The sequence below is a fragment of the Vibrio sp. B1FIG11 genome (assembly GCF_905175335.1).
Taxonomy (GTDB): domain Bacteria; phylum Pseudomonadota; class Gammaproteobacteria; order Enterobacterales; family Vibrionaceae; genus Vibrio; species Vibrio campbellii.
Genome location: NZ_HG992751.1, coordinates 380,038 through 403,975 on the forward strand (window position 1 = coordinate 380,038; position 23,938 = coordinate 403,975).

Sequence of the window (23,938 nt, forward strand, 5' to 3'; positions counted from 1 at the left end):
GTCAAAGTAAAGGACAGTTACATGCGAGCTTTAGAGACAATAACCCAACCAATAGCAAGTATTGCTAAATTCGATTTGGCATTCTCCAGTCTGTGTTTGCAGCACCGCTTCAATCAACAAGTCGCTAATATCAGTAAAGGCGTATCAAACAGTGGAGATGGGCATCTCTACTTGGTGCTGGGCCTGCTAGCGTGGTTTCTTGATAAGCAGCAAGGGCAATGGTTCTTGCTCGCTGGACTCATTGCGTTTGCCATAGAGCTGCCAATCTACTGGGCGTTAAAAAACAGTTTTAAACGCCGTCGTCCTGAAGAACTTAGCGCATTGCTTCCTGCGTTTATAACCCCCTCTGATCGCTACAGTCTCCCCTCAGGCCACACGGCTGCAGGTTTCGTGATGGCGACGCTCATCAATCATTTTTATCCCGAACTGGGCACGTTTGCTTTCGTTTGGGCAGGGCTAATTGGTATTTCGCGCATTCTGCTTGGAGTGCATTTTTTCACAGATATCATCATCGGCGCGCTGTTAGGCAGCCTTTGTGGTTCTATTGCGCTAGCCATAGTGGGAGGCTAATTGATGAAAATCCTTTACGGTGTCCAAGGTACGGGGAACGGCCATATTGCTCGGGCACGAGCAATGAGTGAGGCATTTAAAGCACACGAGGTGCAGGTGGACTTTCTCTTCTCAGGCCGTGAACCAGACAAATACTTCTCGATGGAAGCATTTGGTGATTATCAGACAAGGCGTGGTTTCACTTTTGTCACAGAAAAGGGCTCAGTGAACTACACCAAAACGGCGCTGAACAACAATCTGATTCAGTTTTTCAAAGAAGTGCAGCATCTTGATCTCTCTTCTTATGATCTGGTTATTAACGACTTTGAGCCAGTCTCTGCTTGGGCTGCACGCAAGCAAAACAAGCCATGTATCGGCATCAGTCACCAGAACGCCTTTCGCTATCCCGTACCACAGAAAGGGGCGAGTTGGTTTGATAAATCCGTGATCGAACACTTTGCCCCTTCTCAGCATCATCTTGGACTACATTGGTATCATTTTGACCAACCTATTCTTCCTCCGATTGTACATACTCTTGAGCATGCCTCAGGCAATGAAGATTTTGTGTTGGTTTATCTGCCGTTTGAATCGATAGAAGACATCAGTGACTTGCTGTTTCATTTCAATCAGCAGAGTTTTGTTTGCTATCACCCGAATGTGATTGAGTGTGAGCGAATTGAAAACATCGAGTTGAGACCTTTATGTCATACCAATTTCCAGCATCATCTGCAGCGTTGCAGTGGTGTGATTGCCAATGGTGGTTTTGAACTGCCATCAGAGGCACTTTCGTTAGGTAAGAAACTTTTGCTCAAACCGTTAGCTGGGCAATTCGAACAGCAGAGTAATGTCGCCACTTTGGAGGACCTTGGGCTGGCGACTTCGATGGACAATCTCGATATCTCGATAGTGCGTCAGTGGCTAAAGGAACAACAAGCAGAAAGTGTGAAGTATCCCGATGTAGCAAAAGCGATTGCCAGTTGGGTACTGCAAGGGGCTTGGGATGCACCTGAAAAGCTCTCTGAGCAGCTCTGGGAGCAGGTCGATTTTCCTAGCTATGTATCCAGTCTTTAGCCGCTTTTGGTACTGAACACTCGCAGTCACTCATGACCTGATTGGCTGCATTTTTATGCCCCTATGATCATTTCTATTCACGGTAATTTCGCTGCCTCTTTAACTGATTTGTGCATTTTGTGAACCAAACTATTGATGCTGCTTTTTGAACTGAAATGCGAACGATAATCTCAGTAAATGAATAAAGTGCTACCTGTAGATTGTCATTTACGTGCTAAATAAGTTGTCAGAAATCTCTGAATTCGTTGTTTTATACTTTTTTATGTTTTTCTTAAGGTTATGATAATTAATAGATAAATACCTAATTGGCTAAAATTTAATGATTAAATATCAATCTAGTTGATAAACCTTAATCGATTAGTTGATAGTACGGTTCAAGCCGGAAATATCCGGACGATAAATATAATACAAATTCGGTTTTCTATTCCTTACAAATGATTCGAATCCAGCCACGGTCGTCTGTGTGCGAAGGGATTCTATTCGTTAAGAATTCATTGAACCAAGTTGACGATTACATAAGAGGCGCACTCCATGTTAGATAAAAAAGACGCGATGAGCGCAATTGCTAGCTACCGTATGGAAAGCACATTGCGTGGTGTAGATTTAAATCTATTGACTGTATTTGATGCTGTGATGCAAGAGCAAAATATTACTCGTGCAGCACACAATCTAGGTATGTCACAACCAGCGGTAAGCAACGCGGTTGCTCGCCTAAAAGTGATGTTTAATGATGAGCTATTTATGCGTCAGGGTCGTGGTATTCAACCAACTCAACGCGCTCGTCAGTTGTTTGGCCCAATCCGCCAAGCACTGCAACTTATCCGCAACGAATTACCGAGCTCAGTATTCCAACCTGAGTCTTCAACTCGTCTATTTAAGCTCGCGATTTGTAGCCCGTGTGACATGCGTTTCGCACCTCGCATTATGGCGAACATCAATGAGCAGGCGCCAAGCGTACAACTTCACCTAGATGCGGAATTTGATCGTCTTCTTTCAGAGCGTATGCGCTACCAAGAAATCGACTTCGTGATCGACTACGCTCGTTTCGATGACCAAGGTTTCTCAAGCACTGAAATCTTCAAAGATGAGTTAGTTGTGATTGCTTCTAAGACGCACCCTCGCATTCAAGGCGGTGTATCAGCTGAGCAACTGATCAACGAAAAACACGCGAAACTTTCACGCGTACATGGTCAACGCAGCTTCTCTGAGCAAGCGTACCGCGAGCTTGATTGCCAAGCAGCGTACGAAGGTTCAAGCCTAAGCAACCTGCTTTACGTAGTAAGCCAGTCTGAGCTTGTAACTATCGCACCACGTTGGATGGCTGAAAACGCAGTAAACAGCGACCAACTGCAAATCCTAGATTTCCCATTTGAAAACAAAGAAATCAGCGGTTACCTAAGCTGGCACGAATCAAGTGAGAAAGACAAAGGTCATATCTGGCTACGTGATCAGCTAATGATCACTTGTGGTGAAGTGGTAGCACTTAAATAAGCCGATTTTTTAGCCTGACTAACTGGTCAGACTGGATTTGTAATCATCAATTTTTACAATTCCTTGGCCCCGAGAGATTGCCGTCTTTCGGGGTCTTTTTATATCCACCAAATGACAGCTGAAACAGCGACTTAAGTTGATTAAACCTTCATCACTCAAACATGAGCTATGCTCTCATTAGTGATAGTCGTCTCTTAATAATAATAAGTTTGATAATGGTCAGTTGCGTTTTTAAGCGTCGAGGTTACACTTGTGCGCTCAAATAGCTTACGCCTGTAAGCCAAAAGGTAATGTAAAGAATGGCCAAGTTAGATTTTCATATCGTAAAACGTATTCGTGAACAAATTGCGAAGGGTAGTACTCGTGTTGCGCTTAAACATAAAGTCGGCGACACATGGCAAGGTATTACTTGGGAGCAATTTGGTCAGCAAGTAGATGCTTTATCACTTGCGCTTTTGGCTCAGGGATTGGGCGTTCAAGATAAGATCGGTATCTTCTCAAACAATATGCCGCAGTGGACGATTGCTGACTTTGCAGCGTTGCAATTGCGTGGCGTGACTGTACCGATTTACCCAACTAACACAGCAGCGCAGTCTGCTTACATCATCGATAACGCAGACGTAAAAGTGCTGTTTGTCGGTGAGCAACCTCAATTTGAAGCAGCCGTTAGCATTTTTGACGAATGTCAGCAGCTTGAGCTTATCGTTGCAATGTCAGACGACATTGATCTGGGTGAGCATGCCTTTGCGATGTCTTGGCAAGACTTTATTGCCAAGGGGGACAATAGCCAGCACGCTGAGCTTGAGGTTCGCTTAGAGCAAGCACAAGAAGATGATTTACTGACTCTGATTTACACTTCGGGCACAACAGGTCAGCCAAAAGGCGTGATGTTGGATTACGCTAACATCTCTGCACAGCTTGAAGGTCACGATCAACGCCTAAGCTTGACGGAAGACGACGTATCGCTATGTTTTCTACCACTATCACACGTATTTGAACGTGCGTGGACATTCTACGTGCTCTACAAGGGCGGAACTAACTGTTATCTGCAAGACACGATGCAAGTGCGTGATGCGCTGAGCGAAGTACGTCCGACAGTAATGAGTGCAGTACCTCGCTTCTATGAGAAAATCTTCTCTGCTATTCATGAGAAAGTGTCACGAGCACCTGTTCACCGTAAGATCATGTTCACTTGGGCCGTAAACATGGGCGCGAAGATGGCGGCTTGTCATCAAGAAGGTCGCAAGCCATCGTTGATGCTGCGCAAGTCGTATGCTCTGGCGGATAAACTGGTTCTGAGCAAGCTACGTGCATTACTTGGTGGCCGCATTAACTTCATGCCATGTGGTGGTGCGAAGTTGGATGAAACAATTGGCCGCTTCTTCCACGCAATTGGCATCAACGTGAAGCTTGGCTATGGCATGACAGAAACCACAGCAACGGTTTCATGTTGGGATGACCAATGTTTTGATCCAAGCTCTATCGGTATGGCAATGCCGGGTGCGCAAGTTAAGATCGGAGAAAATAACGAGATCTTAGTTCGTGGTCCAATGGTGATGCGTGGCTACTACAAAATGCCAGAAGAGACCGAGAAGACATTCGACGAGCATGGTTTCTTGAAGACGGGTGATGCAGGCTACATTGATGAGAATGGCAACCTGTTCATTACTGACCGTATTAAAGAACTGATGAAGACCTCAAACGGTAAGTACATTGCACCTCAGGTCGTAGAAGGTGCAATTGGTAAAGACCACTTCATCGAGCAGATCGCGGTTATTGCTGATACACGTAAGTTTGTATCCGCGCTTATCGTTCCTTGTTATGACTCGCTAGAAGAGTACGCGAAAGAGCTGAACATCAAGTACCACGATCGTGTTGAGTTGATCAAACACCACCAAATTGTCGAGATGCTTGAGAAGCGTGTTAATGACCTTCAGAAAGAACTGGCTAAGTTTGAACAGGTTAAGAAATTCAAACTGTTGCCTAAAGCGTTCTCGATGGATGATGGTGAGTTGACCCCAACACAAAAACTTCGCCGTAAAGTCATTAACGACAAATACCAAGATGAAATCGAAGAAATGTACAACGAAAAGTCAGATAAAAAGTAACTTAAGCTGACTTAGATTTCAGATTGATGAAAATGTCCCCAGTTGCCTAATATTGTGCTGCTGGGGATTTTTTATGACCGCTTTTCACACTTCTTTCCTCTCTACAAAGAGAAAAAAACACTCCGGGTCGCTATTTTTAGTGAAATTTTTCACTTTATTTTCAGTGTATACATTTTGTTGATTCTAAAATGCTCTCTATTGGTAGCGTCTAACCCTGACTTTGTTCTAATTTATAGCATCTTGTTTAAAATTTGATTTATCTCTCATTAGACCCGTTGATAATAAAACGTTACATTTGTTGTGTTACCTTGCGTTTTGTTATGACAGGCGTAAGACATAGCTGAAAAAGTGGAAGTATTTCTATTAGGCTACGAATAAGACCTAGACTATGTAAAACCAGACCAAACCGTTGGCCTTACGGTGAGGAAAACTGGTAAGGAGAGCAATTATGACAGCAATGTTGTCAGGCGCAGAGATGGTAGTGCAATCTCTGATCGCAGAGAGCGTAGAACAAATCTTTGGTTACCCAGGTGGTTCCGTTTTAGATATCTACGATGCCTTGCACGCCAAAACCGATCAAATCAAACACGTACTAGTAAGACATGAACAAGCTGCCACTCATATGGCGGATGGTTATGCCCGAGCAACGGGTAAGCCAGGTGTAGTACTGGTATGTTCGGGTCCAGGCGCGACCAATACCATCACGGGTATTGCGACGGCGTACATGGACTCCATTCCAATGATCGTCATTTCAGGTAACGTGCCAAACAACCTGATTGGTAATGATGCCTTTCAAGAGTGTGACATCGTGGGTGTATCGCGCCCAGTAGTGAAACACAGCTTCTTAGTAAAAAAAGCAGAAGACATTCCAGAGACGATCAAAAAGGCGTTTTACATCTCGACAACTGGCCGTCCTGGTCCGGTTGTGATTGATTTGCCAAAAGACATTTTGAACCCGCAAATCAAGCTTCCTTACGAGTATCCAGAAAGCATTTCGATGCGTTCATACAAACCGACGACATCAGGTCACAAAGGTCAGATCAAAAAAGCATTGAAGTCGCTTGTTGAGGCGAAGAAGCCGGTATTGTACATCGGTGGTGGTGCCGTTATTTCTGGTGCCCATGAGCATATCCAAGCGCTATCAGATGAATTGAACTTGCCTGTGGTAAGTACATTGATGGGGTTAGGTGCTTTCCCTGGTACACATAAAAACTCGCTGGGCATGTTAGGCATGCATGGTACCTACGAAGCCAACATGGCGATGCACGAAGCTGATCTTATCTTCGGTATTGGGGTCCGTTTTGACGACCGTACCACCAACAACCTAGAGAAGTACTGTCCGAATGCCAAAGTGATGCACATTGACATCGATCCTTCTTCCATTTCTAAAAACGTGAAAGTGGATCTGCCAATCGTAGGCTCGGCGGATAAAGTCTTGGCAACCATGATGGGCCTATTGAAAGAGCAAGGCAGCAGCAACGATCAAGATGCGATCACCCAGTGGTGGGAAGAGATCCAAATATGGCGTGATCGTCAGTGTCTGGCCTACGAAACCTCTCCTGAGCGTATCAAGCCTCAACAGGTGATTGAAACCCTACACAAGCTAACCAATGGTGATGCTTACGTGGCGTCTGATGTTGGTCAGCACCAAATGTTTGCGGCGCTTTACTACCCATTTAATAAGCCACGCCGTTGGATCAACTCTGGTGGCCTTGGCACCATGGGCTTCGGTCTGCCTGCTGGTATGGGCGTGAAGTTCGCGATGCCAGAAGAAGAAGTGGTGGTGGTGACTGGTGACGGCAGTATTCAGATGAACATTCAAGAATTGTCGACAGCAATGCAATACGACATACCTGTGAAGATCATCAACCTGAACAACCGATTCCTAGGCATGGTAAAACAGTGGCAAGACATTATTTACCAAGGTCGTCACTCCAATTCATACATGAGTTCTGTTCCTGATTTTGCAGCGATTGCAGAAGCTTATGGTCACGTCGGTATTCGTATCGAAACGCCAGATCAGCTTGAAGCGGGTCTACAAAAAGCGTTAGACATGAAAGATCGTTTGGTGTTTGTCGACATCAACGTAGATGAAACCGAACACGTTTACCCAATGCAGATCAAAGGCGAGGGTATGGACAAGATGTGGCTAAGCAAAACGGAGCGTACTTAATATGAGACACATTATTTCTTTGCTAATGGAAAACCAACCTGGTGCTTTGTCTCGTGTTGTTGGTCTGTTTTCGCAGCGTGGTTACAACATCGAGTCTTTGAACGTATCACCAACCGATGATGAAACGTTATCGCGTTTGAACATCACGACCACATCCGATGAAATGCAGCTTGAGCAAATCCAAAAGCAGCTGCACAAATTGATTGATGTGCTGAAAGTTCAAGAAGTGACAGAGTTCGAGCATATTGAGCGCGAGCTGATGATGGTGAAGGTCAAAGCAAGTGGTTTTGCTCGCGCTGAAGTTAAGCGCACGGCTGATATCTTTCGTGGCCAAATCGTGGATGTGACCGCTTCTCAGTATACAGTTCAGTTAGCGGGTACGAGTGAGAAGCTGGATGCTTTTATCCAAGCGATTTCTGAAGTGACTGAAGTCGTGGAAGTAGCTCGTAGTGGTGTGGTTGGTATTGCTCGTGGAGAGCGTTGCCTTAAACCTTAATGAAACCAAGTGCATTTAAGAAAAGCCATCGTTCATCGATGGCTTTTTGTTTAGAAAATAACAAATAATGATATAATTGACGTTTTCGTAAACAATGTGAGTAGTAGAACGCGTGAAAGTCAGGAAGTTAGTCAGCGCCTTGCTGGCGACGACGCTATTTTTTAGCGCGCTCATCTCAATCTACTACTACCAGAAATATCAAACTCTGCTAGCGAGTAACGTCAAGAATACCGCGAAAGAGGCCCTTCACCAGTTAGCTTACTCTGAGCGCGAATATAACAACGTTCAAGATCAGATTTCCTCCATCAGTGATCTTCTCGGTCACAGCCAAAGCCTTTACGACTACTTACGTCATCCAAATCCAAAGAATCTTGCCATCTTAGAAGAGGTGTGGAGTTCGGTTGCCGTAAACCAAAAATGGTACCGACAAATCCGTTTTCTCAACCTCGAAGGTCGAGAGAATGTACGGATTAATTACGATTTCAAAACTGGAACGGCCGCCGCAGCCCGCACGCTACAAGACAAATCAGACCGAGAATATTTCCAATATGCGCAGAATCTGGAAAATGATCAGATTGGCTCTTGGGGGATCGAGCTAGAGCAAGAAAATGGCGCGCTTGTGTATCCTTACAGACCATCGGTTCGCATTATGATGCCGGTCGCAATGGATGGTGTACGTGAAGGTTACCTGGTGCTGAATATCGATGTGCAATACCTATCGTCTCGCTTGAACTACTCACCGGTCAGAGACTTCAATATTGAGTTGCTCAATCAAGCGGGTTACTACGTTGCAAGCCCATACTCTGGAAAACTTTATGGCGATATTATTCCAGATCGCTCTCGATTTAATTTTGGCTTATTGCAACCCGATGTTTGGCAAAACATGGGCTCAGAGAAGATGGGCTATGAGTACAACGGTAAAAACCTGACTGTATTCAATACGATTGCCTTCGTACCAGGCGAGCCTCTCCACTTAATTATCGATCTTTCGCAAGAACAACTGCTCGAGAGAGCGGACCGTGATATTGATGACTTAGTCCAAGAAGCGTTTTTTGTGCTCAGCTTAATGCTGGTGTTTGCACTTCCGATTACCTCTCTTGCACTGCATTACCGTCGCCATAGTATCGAGTCTAAATTAGCGAGAGCTGCGCTAGATGGGATGACTGCCGTCGTTATTTCAGATACTTCACACCGCATTATGATGGTGAACCAGGAGTTTGAAAACATGATGGGTTATTCGTCTTCTCGATTACGAGGTTGGAATGCCCATAATCTAATTTTTATTCCTGAAGACCTAGAAAACATTCTCGCGATTTGGAACAAACTGGGCGTGGAGCAAGTATGGGAAGGGGAAGTGCGTTGCCGCACTAAGCTTAATCATGTGTTTACGGCCATTATGCGTATTCAGGCCATTATGGCGAAGTCGGGTAAAGTCAGTTATTACATAACCTCGTTAGTGGATATCTCAGAGCGTAAAGAACTGGAAGAAAAGTTGCGTAACTTAAGTGAACGTGACGGATTAACCAATCTTTGGAACCGACGCAAGTTTGAAGAGCAGCTGTCTCAGCATGCCAATATGCTAGAGCGTTATCCGAATACGCCAACCACTTGTTTAGCGCTGTTTGATATTGACCATTTTAAGCGTATCAACGATGAGATGGGCCATGATGAAGGAGATCGAGTCATCTGCAGCGTGGCGGAAACATTACTGAGCGGAGTAAGGAATACTGACTTCGTTGCTCGTGTTGGTGGTGAAGAGTTTGCAGTGCTCATGCCGCACACGACGATACAAGAAGCGGAAGTGGTATTAAATCGCTTGAGAGTCGCTGTCGAGTTGAGTGGTGATGGCTCAGTGACGGTAAGTGTTGGTTATAGTGATTTAACTGCCGATCGCACTCGTAGCTATAAGTGCGCAGATATTGCCCTGTACGAATCAAAAAGTGCAGGGCGTAACCGAGTGTCTATTTGTCACAGTTTCGATGACATTGCTTAGCTAAGTAAGCCGTGGGAAACGTTCATCACTGAAGGCGTTTCTCCAAAACAAAAAAAATCGGGATAGCCCCGATTTTTTTACTATCTATTGGGCGATATAATTAAGCAGGCTCTAGCTCTAGTACCGTTTCAATGCGTTGCATTGAGCTCAGTAAGTGCTTATCTAAAAGATCCATGGCTTCTTCGCTGTTCTTTGCCAGCACCAACTTCATGATCATCTCATGCTCATCGATATTGAATAGGGCATCTTTCTCTGAGCTTACCGCTTGCATTGCAAAATAGCGGTAGCGTTTGATTTGGTTAATCAGATCGCTAAAGAACTCAAACATGTTCTTTGAATCGGCACCTTCGAGCAGAGAGACGTGGAACTGATGATGACGCTCTTCCCACTCTTTCCAGCAGAATGTCTCATCAAAGTTCAGGCGTGATAGCTTGTGGTATGAAGTCAGCACGTCCAGCTCCCAGCTTTCATCACCCGCTAAGATTGCTTTCTTAAGCAGTACAGAAGAGACCACACGAAGGCTTTCGTATAAGTCGTTCAATTCTTTTTTGCATACAGGTGCAACCCAACAGCCTTTTTGTGGTTCAAGTTTGACATACTTGCTCCAGGACAGTTGCACAAGTGCTTCGCGGATAGGTGATGCACCAACGTTGTATTTCTGTTTCAGCTCAGCAACCACAAGCTTTTGACCTGGTTTTAATTCACCCGTCAGGATGTCCTGACAGATCATTTTCGAAACTTTGTCGGTAAGGGTAGGACTAGACACAAGCAACCTCATGAAATTTTATTATCGTGACGACAACTAAACAGTACGTAGTTCGGTTGTGATTGATAATACAGCGTACTGATTATGAGGGCAAGATTAAATATATAAAAAAAGAGGGCTGAAGCCCTCTTTTTTATTGAACTGATGATTGAATTCTTCAGTCTTATAGAACGTGTACAGAAGCTGTGTTCGTTGTACCTGAAGCTACTAGAGCACCAGAAACCATAACAACGATGTCGCCTTTGTTACCTAGACCAGATTCTAGAGCAAGTTCTTTACCTGCTACGTAGAATGCGTCAGTGCTGTCGATTGAATCAACAACTACTGGAGTAACACCTTTAGTTAGAACTAGCTGTGCAGCAGTCTTAGTGTTAGTCGTTAGTGCTAGGATGTTTGCAGTTGGGAAGTACTTACGTACTGAACGTGCAGATTTACCGCCTTCAGTTGCAACAACGATAAGTGGAGCAGCTAGTTTCTCAGCTGTATCTACTGCGCCTTTACATACTGCTTCAGTGATGCGTAGACGTGGGCTGTCTAGACGAGAACCTAGCTCAGCTTTTAGAGCTGAATCAGTACGGTTCGCGATTTGAGCCATGATAGTTACCGCTTCAACTGGGTACTTACCTTTAGCAGTTTCACCAGAAAGCATTACTGCGTCAGTACCGTCCATTACTGCGTTAGCAACGTCGCCTGCTTCTGCACGAGTAGGACGTGGGTTGTTGATCATAGAATCAAGCATTTGAGTTGCAGTGATAACCATCTTACGTGCACGGTTACACTTCTCGATCATCATTTTCTGAGCGAAGATTACTTCTTCAGCCGGGATTTCAACACCTAGGTCACCACGAGCAACCATGATGCCGTCAGAAAGCTCTAGGATCTCGTCGAAGTTATCAACACCTTCTTGGTTTTCGATCTTAGAGATGATGTGGATGTTCTCGCCGCCGTTTGCAGCAAGTACTTCACGGATTTCTTGAACGTCAGAAGCTTTACGGATGAAAGAAGCAGCTACGAAGTCAACGCCTTGCTCACAACCGAATTTAAGGTCGTTCTTATCTTTTTCAGATAGTGCAGGTAGGTTTACAGAAACGCCAGGAAGGTTAACACCTTTGTTTTCGCCTAGAGCACCGTTGTTAAGAACTTTACACTTAACTTCAGTTTCAGAAGTTGCAAGCACTTCCATTTCGATTAGACCGTCGTCTACTAGGATGGTGTTACCAACGTTTAGGTCGTTAGCAAAACCAGCGTAAGTTACTGCAACTTTGTCTTTGTTACCTACAACTGAGATGTCAGTTGTGAAAGTGAATTCTTGACCAGCTACTAGATCAACGTCGTTGCCGTCTTCTAGTTTGATTGTGCGGATTTCTGGACCTTTAGTGTCTAGAAGGATTGCAAGTTGCTTGCCTGTAGCTTCCATTACTTGGCGGAAGTTCGCGATACGAGTGCCGTGCTCTGCGTAGTCACCGTGAGAGAAGTTAAGACGCATTACGTTCATGCCTGCGTTTACTAGTTCAGTTAGCTTCTCTACAGATTCAGTTTTAGGGCCAATCGTACAAACGATTTTGGTCTTTTTCATGGAAGATACTCTCCGGTAAGTATAGTTACAATTTGAAAGTCGGTTGTTTAGTCTGAAGTAGGGGCGTTTTTGGTGACATTTAGTGCCTGCCACCCACCGATTTTCCGCCACATTATTGGAACTTCAGATTCTGTAAGTCTTTCACCAAGTTTAGTCATTTTATGACTAAAAGATCGGCGATTATGGTTACCTTTTTGTGACTAATCCCACTTTATATGCAGAAAGTTGCAAAAAAATAACCGTCAATTCTGTAATTTTTTTTCTTTTCGGTGGCGAATTCTACCACCGAATGAATCCAATATCACTGTTTAAGAATTGTCTTAGGACAAGGTTTTATCGAGAAATATTAATTTTTTGGATCGAAATAAATGGACTTAAAAGTTTCGTTTTGACTATAATAAATTTCAAATCGAAACTTAAAATCAAAACATAAATGTCGAAACGAAACACTCAACTAAGAAGACACGCCATTTCTAACCTAGTAAATGAGCTTGGGGAAGTTAGCGTTGATGAGCTAGCACAGAAATTTGAAACCTCAGAGGTCACGATTAGAAAGGACTTAGCTTCTTTGGAGAAAAACGGACAACTTTTGCGCCGTTATGGTGGTGCAATCTCTATTCCAACGGAAGTTATCCATGAAGAATTGAGTCCAATTGTTTCGAGTCGAAAGTTAAGTCTAGCAAAAGCAGCCGCATCACTGATTCGTGAACATAACCGAATTGTGATCGACAGTGGCAGTACGACTGCGGCGCTGATTCAGCAATTAAACGACAAACGAGGCTTGGTTGTTATGACCAACTCGTTGCATGTCGCCAATGCACTTAACGAATTAGAGAGCGAACCAACCCTGTTAATGACAGGCGGAACTTGGGATACGCACTCAGAATCCTTCCAAGGCAAAGTAGCCGAATCTGTATTAAGAGCTTACGACTTTGACCAGCTATTTATCGGTGCTGACGGTATCGATCTAGAGCGCGGAACCACAACGTTTAATGAATTGGTTGGCTTAAGTAAAGTCATGGCGGAGGTGTCTCGTGAAGTCATCGTCATGATCGAGTCTGAGAAAGTGGGGCGTAAGATCCCGAACTTAGAACTCGCTTGGGACCAAATTGATGTGTTGGTTACCGATGCAGAGTTGCAGCCAGAACACAGAGCAAAGATTGAACAACATGGCGTAAAAGTCATTTGCGCCTAATCTAATTAAGTAAACAGTTTCATATTTCACTTCCCTCTGGATAAAGGCCTTTGCTTGCTGCCTCTATTTGAAATCATGGTCAGGGAAGAACAAAACAATAAACGGAGATAAGCACATGTGTGGAATCGTAGGTGCAGTAGCACAACGAGACGTTGCAGAAATTTTGGTTGAAGGCCTACGCCGCCTGGAATACCGCGGGTATGACTCTGCGGGTGTCGCGATTGTTGATGGCGAAACCAACCTAACGCGTATTCGTCGTCTGGGTAAGGTTCAAGAGTTAGCTGACGCAGTAGACCAAGCGAAAGTCGTTGGTGGTACGGGTATCGCACACACTCGTTGGGCTACTCACGGTGAGCCATCAGAAGCGAACGCGCACCCACACATGTCTGGTGACATCGCGGTGGTACACAACGGTATTATCGAAAACCACGAAGAGTTGCGTGAACTGCTTCAATCTCGCGGTTACGTTTTCGAATCTCAAACAGATACTGAAGTTATCGCACACATGGTTGAGTGGGAACTTCGCACTTCAGAAACGCTACTAGAAGCGGTACAGAAGACAGCAAAACAACTGGATGGCGCATACGGCACAGTAGCGCTGGATCGTAAGGATCCTTCACGTATTGTAGTAGCACGTTCAGGTAGCCCAATCGTTATTGGTTTTGGTGTGGGTGAAAACTTCCTTGCTTCTGACCAACTTGCACTGCTTAACGTGACACGTCGCTTCATGTATCTAGAAGAAGGTGATGTTGCAGAGATCACTCGTCGCGAAGTGACTGTATTTGACGCGGCTGGTGAGCGTGTAGAGCGTGAAATTATCGAATCAAACGCTGAACACGATGCGGGTGATAAAGGTCAATACCGTCACTTCATGCAGAAAGAAATTTACGAGCAACCAACAGCGCTGATCAACACAATGGAAGGTCGTATCACGGCTGATTCTGTTGTTACTGAGGCAATCGGTGTAAACGCGGCAGAAATCCTAAGCAAAGTAGAGCACGTACAGATCGTAGCTTGTGGTACGTCTTACAACGCAGGTATGACAGCACGTTACTGGTTCGAAGACATTGCAGGTGTCAGCTGTGACGTAGAAATCGCGTCTGAATTCCGTTACCGCAAGTTTGTGACGCGTCCAAACAGCCTATTGATCACGCTTTCTCAGTCTGGTGAAACAGCCGATACGCTAGCAGCACTTCGATTAGCAAAAGAGAAAGGTTACATGGCGGCAATGACCATCTGTAACGTAGCGGGTTCTTCTCTGGTTCGTGAATCTGATTTCGCGTTTATGACCCGTGCCGGTGTAGAAATCGGTGTAGCATCAACCAAAGCGTTCACGACTCAGCTTTCTGCGCTACTAATGCTAGTGACAGCGCTAGGTAAGCAACAAAACCGCATCAGCAAAGAGAAAGAAAAAGAGATCGTAGAAGCGCTTCACGCTCTGCCGCAGCAAATCAACGCAGCGCTGTCTTTCGAGAAAGAAATCGAAGCACTGGCAACCGATTTTGCCGATAAGCACCACACACTATTCCTAGGTCGTGGTGAGTTCTACCCAATCGCGATGGAAGCGTCTCTAAAACTGAAAGAGATCTCTTACATCCACGCAGAAGCGTACGCGGCGGGTGAACTGAAGCACGGTCCCCTAGCGTTGATCGATGCAGATATGCCAGTGGTTGTTGTTGCACCAAGCAACGATCTTCTAGAAAAACTGAAATCAAACGTTGAAGAAGTACGTGCGCGTGGTGGCCTGCTTTACGTATTTGCTGATGCTGACGCAGGTTTTGAAGGTGACGAGACCATGAAGATCATCACTATGCCACACGTTAGTGAAATCACGGCGGCGATCTACTACACCATCCCAATGCAGCTGCTGTCTTACTACGTAGCATTGATCAAAGGTACGGACGTAGACCAACCTCGTAACCTAGCGAAAGCGGTAACCGTAGAGTAAGCAATGCAAGGTGTGATTAATATTATGTTGGAAGACAATAAAGATTGAAACTAAACAATTAAATTTGAAACTGAAATATTAAAGTTGAAAACTTTTTAAACCCGGTTAGATTGATTGAAATTTGACCGGGCTTAATTATATGTTCCGCCCCTCTTTCAAGCTTTTAATTTCAGAGTAGGCTCTCGTAATGAGGTGAGCCATATGTCTACCATCCACATCTTAGGTATCGACCTAGGCAAGCACTATTTCCACGCTAACGCTCATAAACGTTCAGATGTGGAAGTATTACGTCGTAAGTTTAATCGAAACCGACTCCAACATTTCCTCTGTAAAATCGAACCAACAACCATTGCTTTTGAAGCTTGTGGTGGTGCTCATTGGCTTGCTCGCAAGTGTGGTGAATACTCACTTCTCCCCAGTACTTTAAGTCTTATGTCAAAGACAACAAAAATGATTTCATAGATGCACTAGCAATCGAAGAAGCTGCAGGTAGACTAAAAATGAGGTTTGTCGCCGCAAAAAGTTAAGAGGCCCAAGTCATCGCAGCGATTCATCGTGTTAGAGATGGCTATATCAAGGAGAGTCTGCGGAAGTCCTTAAAGAGTCGATATTGGTTGATGCAACCAGAGTGTTGTCCAAACTTTTATAGAGATATAGGTGGTTACTCTACCTGGTGTCTACGTTTAAATGATGCTAAAATACCTTACAAAATAACGATGTAGATACATTAAAATCTTTATCATTCACTTAAATTGAGTTCGACCTAAATGCCTTTAACAATACATGACAAAACAATTATCAATAAAATCAAGGCTTACTCATTAGCAGATGACTCGTACTGGTCTTTTAAAGGCCGTTCAAGTCGACAACACTGCCACGCTCTTATTCAATACCCTGCGATGATGGTTCCTCAAATGCAGGGCGAGCTTATTGATGCGATTTGTAGTGAAGATAACGATATTCAGACTGTATTTGACCCATTCGTGGGCTCTGGTACCACTTTAGGTGAAGCTATGATGCGCGGGCTCGACTTTGTGGGCCATGATATAAACCCTCTGGCTATCCTAGCTTGTGAAGTTAAAAGTGGTCCTTTATATATCAAAAAACTTCAAGAGAAAGTAGCTAACCTTCTTTTGACTATCGAAACAAGCAAAGCAGATGCTGTTGCCGTAAATTTCACAGGTATTGATAAATGGTTCTTACCGAATGTTCAAATTGAACTGAGTACGATCTATTTGGCAATTAAAGCCGAACCTTCAAAATGGGCACGCAAGATCTTCTGGCTAGCACTCAGTAATACAGTTCGATCTACATGTAACTCCAGAAGCTCAACATACAAGCTTCATATTAAATCTGAAGAACAGATTGAAAAGATTGGTTCGCCTGAAGACATTTTTAAGCGCAATATTCTAAAAAGCGTTGAAAACATCAAAGCTCAAAAGCAATTGCTTGCTGACAACGGACATTTAGTTCGTTCAAAAAGTGTAAGCAAGGTTAGCATCAAGAATGTAGATGCCAAGGCTCGTAAGCGTTCAAAAATGAAATACGACCTGCTAATTAGTTCACCGCCATATGGTGATAACGCCACAACAGTGACATACGGCCAGTTTTCATATTTACCATTACAGTGGATAGATACGAACGACATTAATGAAAGCACCCAGCCGCAACTGCTGAGTCAACAAAACACGATTGATAGCTCTAGCTTAGGTGGCTCGTTGAAAGAGTCAGTGGAAAAGCATGAAGCACTTAAAGACAAATCCCCTTCATTAAATCAATGCATTGAGACTATTCATCTGGTGAACCCAGACAATACAAAAAAGCTCATTAGCTTTGTTTATGATCTTTCTCTAGCTCTTGAGAATGCAGTTGATGAATTGCGTGATAATGCATATATGATTTGGACACTAGGCAATCGACGAATCTCAAACATAGAAGTACCACTAGACAAGATTATGCGTGAAGTACTTGAAAGTTTTGGCTGTAAATTTGTTTATCAGCTAGAAAGAGACATACCCGCTAAACGCATGCCTTCAAGAAACAAAGTCGCGACAACGATGGGCAAAGAAACTGTCCTGATAATGCGGAGATAATATGGCAACAACGTCAGAAAAAGAAAAAAAAAACAGACCCACTAAAGCTAAAAATCGATGCTCATGTCATTCAGCAATTAGGTGCTGAGTTGATCAGTGGGCCAGATATAGCTTTAGTTGAACTTATTAAAAACTCGCACGATGCTGATGCGAGTTTTTGCTATATAGAAGTTGATACTGAATATACCGAAACCATTGAACACGTAACGATGGTCGATGGTAAAGAAGTAAGAAAGGAAAAGGTTTACAAAGGCCGAATTTCTGTAAGAGATAATGGTCACGGTATGGACAGAAACCGGATAGATCGCTCTTGGCTTACAGTGAGTTACTCAGAAAAAAAAAGAGCAAAAGAACGAGGTCTTGTTACTAAAAAGTACGACCGAACTCTAGTCGGTGATAAAGGTCTAGGTCGATTAGGTTCTATGCAGCTCGGCTCTTTATGTAGAATATCAACGCACGATCAAGCTAACCAACCAGGGATTGCCGTTTCGTTTAACTGGGACGACTTCTCTCACGGTAAAACTATTGACACTATCCATATTGAAGAAAAACTTCTTTTACCAAAACCCTCAAGCGGAACTATTATTGAAGCTATTGGACTTAGAGATATAGATTTCTGGGAGAGTCAAGAGTCGAACTCTGTAAAGAACAAGATAGCTTCTATGGTTTCTCCTCATGGTCAAATCTCAGACTTTAAAACATTTTATGTCTGTAATGGAGTTAACGAAGAATTAGAAGTCGTTTCGAATAAACTTTTAGAACAAGCGTCCAGTATATTTGAATTCGAAGTAACTGAAACCGAGGCTATTGTCAAAGGCAAGATAGACCTCATGCCTTATAAACCTAATTCAACTGATTCTCGAAGAGCTCCTTTCGACAATCACGTACTCTCAGATAATGGAGTTGCACTTCTAGACTACATAAAAAGCCAGCCTCGTTTTCACGGATATGAGTTTACTCACTCTGAAAATAAGTACTTTCTGAATTTTGAACATAGAATTGAGTTTGATGAACTGAGCACTGCCTTAATAAAGGAAAGCTTTCCCGGCGTTTTTTGAGGCAAAAATATTCAATTTCTTATTAACAAAAGAAGCACTCAATGTCGAAGAAATCTCTCTCCAAGCAATGCGAGAAACGATAAAAGAGATTTCTGGTGATATATCCGTTTATCGTGATGGATTTAAAGTGGGTTCAGGAGGAAAAGACTGGCTTGGGCTATCAAAAGATATGACATCAGGCTCCGGTGCATACTCACTAAGGCCTGGTAATGTAACAGGCTATGTCAATCTAAGTTGGTATGACAATAAATACTTAATCGAAAAATCTGACCGTGAAAGCTTTGTAGATAATCCTCAATATCGTGCTTTTTATATTCTTTGTCGTCACTTCATCGAAACGGTGAACCATTTTCTAAACACCAGTAGAAGAAGTACGCATATGTTTCTAGATGAGATGACTCTAGAAGATGCAGGAAAGCCTAAAGGCTACTCGGCAAAGCAAGCCACTGTTGAACTCGATAATCTTGTCAAAAAGAGTATAAAACTTCAGCCCAAGGTGACTAAATCCACTTCGCGAATTCAGGAGAAATTTACCGAAAAGCGTGCTGAGATTGATAAAGCGATAGATGAAAATCAGCAAGACATGTTCAGTGATCCTATTTTGGCGGAGAAACTAGCATCCATTAAAGATCTAGTGACATCTTTAGAGTCTGAAGTAAATTCTAGTTTAAAGCAGTACAAAGCCTTTACTGATGACTTAGCTAGCCACATTCACTCTACGACAAAAGTTATTGATGAAATTAAAAGCTATGAGAATCAAATTAAAAACTTTTACGATCACGTAGCGATTGGTTTATCTGCACAAACATTGGCTCACGAAGCTAATGAGCAGATTAGGAATACGCGATTACACCTAAATGCAGCCAAAAAACGAGTAGAAGATTTAGGTATTAAAGATGTTACATTGACCAAAGAACTTAACGGTATTAGAGGTGATACTCAAGTTCTGTCAAAAGCTATTTCATCACTTAACCCTCTAGTAAAAGCTCAACGACAAGTAATGGAAGAAATTAGTATCTCTGATTTCGTTCATGACTATTTTGAGTTACGAGAGGGTTACTTTTCAAGTAAAGGGCTTGAAATAAAATTGGATGATAAAAAAAATTCTAAATTAGTATCCTTCAACCGAGGTAAGCTATACCAAATTATCGATAACATTGTGCGAAACTCTGAGCATTGGTTAACCGTATTTAAAGCTCACTACCCTCAAGATGAGCATTCAATAACAATTTCTGTCGACAATAGCATCGTCACAATTTGGGATAGTGCTAAAGGCGTCAGACCTGCACTGGAAGATGTGTTATTTGATATGTTCGCATCTGATAAAGAATATGGCCAAGGCTTAGGGCTATATATTGTACAAAATCTACTAAAAGAAAGAGGGTGTTCTGTCAAGTTATTAGATGAAAAGAATAAATTTGGTAGAAGATATAAGTTTGAAATTAATTTAATTGAGGCGTTGGTGTAATGGCTGTGGAACAATTTAAACAAAGCGTTTTTAACGCTATTAAATTAGATAATGTAATTTGGGTGGATGACCGATTTTCGCCTAAAAACAATAGTATTGTTGATGACTATTTATCTAGTGTCGAAGTTTTTGCACAGGCCAACCCTGAAGCTATATCTAATTTTGAACACATTGTTAATAAAAATATTGACATATCAGAACCATTTGAAATATGGAAAGAATATCTACCAACAGAAGACCACGTTATAAGTGATTACTATAGCCATATAGGGCAGAGTAAACCTGACTTTACGACAACGGAATTTAATGGTCTTATTGATATCTTCGACCAGTACTCTATTGGAAAGCTTGAAAAGCTAAGTCTATCTGAATGGAATGAAAAAAAATCCAATTGGTTAACATCTAATTCGAGAAATTTATTTTTAATTGATTATAACTTTGAACATGAAGGCGCAAGTAAAACATTTGGCAAAGAAATTATAGAAGAGATATTAAACCAAACTCAATTATCTGATATATATTGTGTTCTTTTCACTAGTGAAGCAAAGCACGGTCTTGAAGAAGAAGCAAAACGTAATGAAATAATTAAAGAATTAAATAGTAGTCTTGATACTTATAACTTTTCTGTATTATCAAAAGATATTATTTCTGTTGAAGATAAGTCTGATGACGTTTGTCTTGATTTTAAAGCTTCTGAGTTTATCAAACGAATATTTCTTAGAAAATTGAGCGCTGAAATGGTTGGTTCTTTATCTGAAGAGCTAGTCAAGTCAATACAAGAACTTAGAAATGATCTTAGCCAAAACTCCATCTATGAAATAGACCATTCAATATTTTCAAGCTCTCTGAAAGAAGGTGCATCTGAAATCGAACTTCTAAATCGACTTTTCTCAATTAAACAAAACAAGTCCATTGGTGAGTTTTTCAAAACTTCGAGCCCTTTAATTAACAAGTTGGCTGATTTTCGTTCTGTGCAAGCAGTAGTTTTTAATGAAGATAAATACAAGAGCTATCTAGATAAAATAATTCCTGCAAATACCCATTTTTCTTCTTTAAGAAAAGATGAAATATTTGACTTCTCGATAAATAGAATTCACTCGCCTCTAAGTAGTGGTGATATTTTCGAATTTGAGAGCAAGAAATATATTCTAATTGAACAGGCTTGTGACCTTCTAGTTCGAGGTAGTACAGGCTCTAGAAAATTAACAGAAGCTACTCTTATACCTTTTACCGAGAGGGAAATTAAGCAAGGTAATAATAAACAGAAAGTCTCTTTTTATCAAAAGGAGTCTGAATCGAAATATCATATGTTGCAAGTGCCAAACGCTGAGTCTACTAATTATTATTACTTATTTAATTTTTCTGAAGCTATAACTGTAAATATAAATTGGCTCGATCTTTGTGTTTACAATAGTGATGGCTCCTTAAGAGTTGAGTATAGACAAAGCCCATCAAAACTAGTTCACTTACCAGGTTGGATTAAACGCTATAATAATTTGATGGAAAAACTAAGCCAGGTGCATCACGCATCTCACTATCACGCTATAGCACCAAAACCGCCCCTGCAAGAGGGGGACTATCAAGCCTTGCTAGAAGAATTCAGCACTTTCAGTTTGGCAAAACTATCTTGGCTAAAAACATCGGTGAGCCGAAGCTCACTTTCAATGGCTGGAAAACGAGTCGCCCGGCTAAGAGAAGGGTTTACGGAGTCTGTTTGCAAAGCCTACTACATAGGCTACAAAGCACGAGGCGCATTAGGTAACGATTTCTCTAGTTGAGCAGATTTAACGAAGAGAATTTAATCGTAGAAAAGAGTGATGGCATAGACAGCAGCTAAAGCAACCACTATAGAGTACTGGTAGTCGTAGGTCATGTTTAGTTTTAAACGTTAATGTCTGCTGATAATCACACTTGTTTATGTCGCGCTATGTAAGTAGCGAGAACCTAAAGCGAAGTCACATGACTTCGCTTTTTTTTATGTCCGTAGACATGGTTATGATGCGCAATACGTTGACATTCAATTGTTTACTTTCTGACACGCCGAGCGGTGAGCATCACTATCGTAAGCCCAACGGATGTGGTTGCCACTGAACTGAAAAGGTCACTATGAAAATCAAACTCTTGGCTTTATGTATCGCGTCCTCGTTTTACCATCCATCAGTGATGGCAGAGGAAGAAACACAAACAGAAGAGCGCAAAAGCCAAACGGTATTTATCGACGAAAGCGATGACTGGTTACAACTCAAATCGGGTGAAGTGATCAAAGGAGAACTGATTGGCACGATCAAGGAAGAAACAAACTCGTTCGATCAGGAAGTTGAATTTGATAGTGATGATCTTGGCGATCAAGAAATCGAGATCGAAGACATCGCGGTATTAGAAACGGCAAGCTTCTTTACCATTCGAACCTCTAGTGGTGATGTATACGATGGTTACCTGTCGATTCGTGAGGATAAGTTGTATCTCACTAACGGCGAGGAAGAAATCTCGTTTCCCGTTACTGAGATTGTGTCGATTTATCGCGGATCGGAGAACGACTCCGATCATTGGACAACCGAGATCTTTTTGGGCTTGGACATCAGTAAAGGTAACACTGATGAGTTCTCTTTATTGGGTGAGGTTGAGGCAGAGCGAAGCACGGTCGGATCACGCACTAAGCTAAAAGCAAAGCACGAAAACTCGCAAACCAATGATCAAACGACCGCGAACAACAGCTCGTTTGATGGCTCGTATGATATCTATCTCAATAACCGTTTGTTCTTCAGACCACTTAAGCTCTCGTTGCTCAGCGACGAGTTCCAAAACATTGATTACCAAGTCAACGCGTCTTTGCAAATGGGTTACTTCATTATTGCCAATCCTCAAACGGAATGGGACGTCTCTATCGGTCCGGGTTATCAGTACACTGACTTTAAAACCGTGGAAGAAGGGGAGGCCGGTGATGTTTCCAGTAATACTCTTACCTTTGAATCGAACTTTGAGTATGAGCTGACGGATGACATCGATCTAAGCCACACCTATAACCTGAATTGGGCAAGCAATGACGCAGGCGGTACACGTCATACCAATGAGCTTGGTTTTGATATCGATCTTGTTGATGATCTGGAACTGAGCATCAAAGCAGTGTGGGATCACTTGTCAGAAACCAAAGCCGATGCTGAAGGCGTAGTACCAGAGAAAGACGACTATAAGTTCCATTTTGGTCTGACTTACGAGCTGTAGTCCGATAGTTGTGATGAAAGCTAAAGCTGACTCAGCAGTGGAATCACTTCCTCAAGAGACGCTTTAATGATGACTTTGTCTTCGAGCTCTGGCAGAGGTGGAAGTAAATCCGGAATCATTACCGCTTGGCATTTCGCAGCGAGTGCGGCTTTGATGCCGTTGTTCGAATCTTCCAATACTAAGCATTGCTTGGCGTCCACACCCAATTGGCGATAAGCCATTTGATAGCAATCAGGGTTTGGTTTACCGCGTTCTACATCTTCGGCGGTAATCACTAAATCAAACTGAGCAAGGTACGTGCTGCCTGAGAAATTGTGTTTTACCTCAGGAAGGTGAGAAGAGGTAACAATCGCGGTTAATAAACCATGTTGTTTGATGGCATAAAACAGGGCGTCGAATCCGGGTTTGAGCGCAATGCCTTGGTTTCTGAGATTATGGAAGTGCTCATCTCGCACGGCTTTATAGCGCGGCATATCGATGGCGTCTTGAAAATGCTCGGCGAGTATTCTTTCACATTCAGGGTCTTGGACACCGATGAACTGTTGGTAGAAATCATCGGTGATAGTTAAGCCTTGCTTGGTGGCGGCGTATTGCCAACTTTGTTTGTAGATGGATTCGGTATCGAAAATCAGTCCATCCATATCAAAAAGTACCGCTTTTAACATTGGGTAGGGCTCCTACGTTTTTGGGCAGAGCGGCTGACATTACTGCTTGTTATACCTAAGCAACCT

At 42.8% G+C, this 23,938-nt stretch carries 18 protein-coding genes; 15 read left to right on the forward strand and 3 right to left on the reverse strand.

All coding sequences use genetic code 11. The annotated features are described in order from the left end of the window. Positions 1 to 21: 21 nt before the first annotated feature. The 7 genes from KHO06_RS01830 (at position 22) to KHO06_RS01860 (ending at position 9,881) form a co-directional block, all read left to right on the forward strand. Positions 22 to 570, forward strand: a complete 549-nt coding sequence (locus KHO06_RS01830; protein WP_212582017.1) for a phosphatase PAP2 family protein — start codon at positions 22 to 24, stop codon at positions 568 to 570. A gap of 3 nt (positions 571 to 573) precedes the next feature. Beyond that, positions 574 to 1,620, forward strand: coding sequence for an MJ1255/VC2487 family glycosyltransferase (locus KHO06_RS01835; RefSeq protein ID WP_005430440.1), 1,047 nt, complete (start codon positions 574 to 576; stop codon positions 1,618 to 1,620). A gap of 531 nt (positions 1,621 to 2,151) precedes the next feature. After that, positions 2,152 to 3,111: a LysR family transcriptional regulator CalR gene (gene calR, locus KHO06_RS01840; RefSeq protein ID WP_005430441.1), complete on the forward strand. Its 960-nt coding sequence runs from the start codon at positions 2,152 to 2,154 to the stop codon at positions 3,109 to 3,111. 299 nt (positions 3,112 to 3,410) lie between these two features. Then, entirely contained in the window at positions 3,411 to 5,219 is a 1,809-nt protein-coding gene (locus KHO06_RS01845; RefSeq protein WP_212582018.1) for a long-chain fatty acid--CoA ligase, read from the forward strand. A 448-nt stretch (positions 5,220 to 5,667) separates the two neighbouring features. Further along, complete coding sequence (locus KHO06_RS01850; RefSeq protein WP_212582019.1) at positions 5,668 to 7,392, forward strand: acetolactate synthase 3 large subunit; 1,725 nt, start codon at positions 5,668 to 5,670, stop codon at positions 7,390 to 7,392. A 1-nt stretch (position 7,393) separates the two neighbouring features. Beyond that, complete coding sequence (ilvN, locus tag KHO06_RS01855; protein ID WP_005430438.1) at positions 7,394 to 7,888, forward strand: acetolactate synthase small subunit; 495 nt, start codon at positions 7,394 to 7,396, stop codon at positions 7,886 to 7,888. A gap of 112 nt (positions 7,889 to 8,000) precedes the next feature. Continuing rightward, entirely contained in the window at positions 8,001 to 9,881 is a 1,881-nt protein-coding gene (locus tag KHO06_RS01860; protein ID WP_212582020.1) for a diguanylate cyclase, read from the forward strand. A gap of 100 nt (positions 9,882 to 9,981) precedes the next feature. Here KHO06_RS01860 and KHO06_RS01865 read toward each other — a convergent pair whose 3' ends face one another. Together KHO06_RS01865 and pykF are read right to left on the reverse strand one after the other, a co-directional pair. Continuing rightward, entirely contained in the window at positions 9,982 to 10,659 is a 678-nt protein-coding gene (locus KHO06_RS01865) for a GntR family transcriptional regulator (protein WP_005430420.1), read from the reverse strand. Between the two features lie 151 nt (positions 10,660 to 10,810). Beyond that, on the reverse strand, positions 10,811 to 12,223 hold the full coding sequence (gene pykF / locus KHO06_RS01870; protein ID WP_005528633.1) for a pyruvate kinase PykF: 1,413 nt from the start codon (positions 12,221 to 12,223) through the stop codon (positions 10,811 to 10,813). A gap of 433 nt (positions 12,224 to 12,656) precedes the next feature. On the opposite strand from pykF, the gene KHO06_RS01875 reads away from it, so the two are divergent. The 8 genes from KHO06_RS01875 (at position 12,657) to KHO06_RS01910 (ending at position 23,207) form a co-directional block, all read left to right on the forward strand. Continuing rightward, entirely contained in the window at positions 12,657 to 13,418 is a 762-nt protein-coding gene (locus tag KHO06_RS01875; protein ID WP_005430429.1) for a DeoR family transcriptional regulator, read from the forward strand. 115 nt (positions 13,419 to 13,533) lie between these two features. Continuing rightward, positions 13,534 to 15,366: a glutamine--fructose-6-phosphate transaminase (isomerizing) gene (glmS, locus tag KHO06_RS01880; protein WP_005430450.1), complete on the forward strand. Its 1,833-nt coding sequence runs from the start codon at positions 13,534 to 13,536 to the stop codon at positions 15,364 to 15,366. Positions 15,367 to 15,567: 201 nt separating this feature from the next. After that, positions 15,568 to 15,828, forward strand: coding sequence for a hypothetical protein (locus KHO06_RS01885; RefSeq protein WP_212582021.1), 261 nt, complete (start codon positions 15,568 to 15,570; stop codon positions 15,826 to 15,828). A 305-nt stretch (positions 15,829 to 16,133) separates the two neighbouring features. Next, positions 16,134 to 17,459, forward strand: a complete 1,326-nt coding sequence (locus KHO06_RS01890; RefSeq protein WP_212582022.1) for a DNA methyltransferase — start codon at positions 16,134 to 16,136, stop codon at positions 17,457 to 17,459. 89 nt (positions 17,460 to 17,548) lie between these two features. Continuing rightward, complete coding sequence (locus KHO06_RS01895; RefSeq protein WP_212582023.1) at positions 17,549 to 18,517, forward strand: ATP-binding protein; 969 nt, start codon at positions 17,549 to 17,551, stop codon at positions 18,515 to 18,517. A 67-nt stretch (positions 18,518 to 18,584) separates the two neighbouring features. Then, positions 18,585 to 19,985, forward strand: a complete 1,401-nt coding sequence (locus KHO06_RS01900) for an ATP-binding protein (RefSeq protein ID WP_212582024.1) — start codon at positions 18,585 to 18,587, stop codon at positions 19,983 to 19,985. Continuing rightward, positions 19,985 to 21,763, forward strand: coding sequence for a hypothetical protein (locus tag KHO06_RS01905; protein ID WP_212582025.1), 1,779 nt, complete (start codon positions 19,985 to 19,987; stop codon positions 21,761 to 21,763). Before KHO06_RS01900 ends, KHO06_RS01905 begins: the two co-directional genes overlap by 1 nt. Positions 21,764 to 22,091: 328 nt before the next feature. Then, a complete protein-coding gene (locus tag KHO06_RS01910; protein ID WP_045419896.1) occupies positions 22,092 to 23,207 on the forward strand; it encodes a DUF481 domain-containing protein in 1,116 nt (371 codons plus the stop codon). A 20-nt stretch (positions 23,208 to 23,227) separates the two neighbouring features. Here the strand turns inward: KHO06_RS01910 and KHO06_RS01915 are convergent, their stop codons facing one another. Continuing rightward, positions 23,228 to 23,872 carry an HAD family phosphatase gene (locus KHO06_RS01915; protein ID WP_212582026.1) on the reverse strand — a complete coding sequence of 215 codons (645 nt, stop codon included), beginning with the start codon at positions 23,870 to 23,872 and terminating at the stop codon, positions 23,228 to 23,230. Positions 23,873 to 23,938 lie beyond the last annotated feature (66 nt).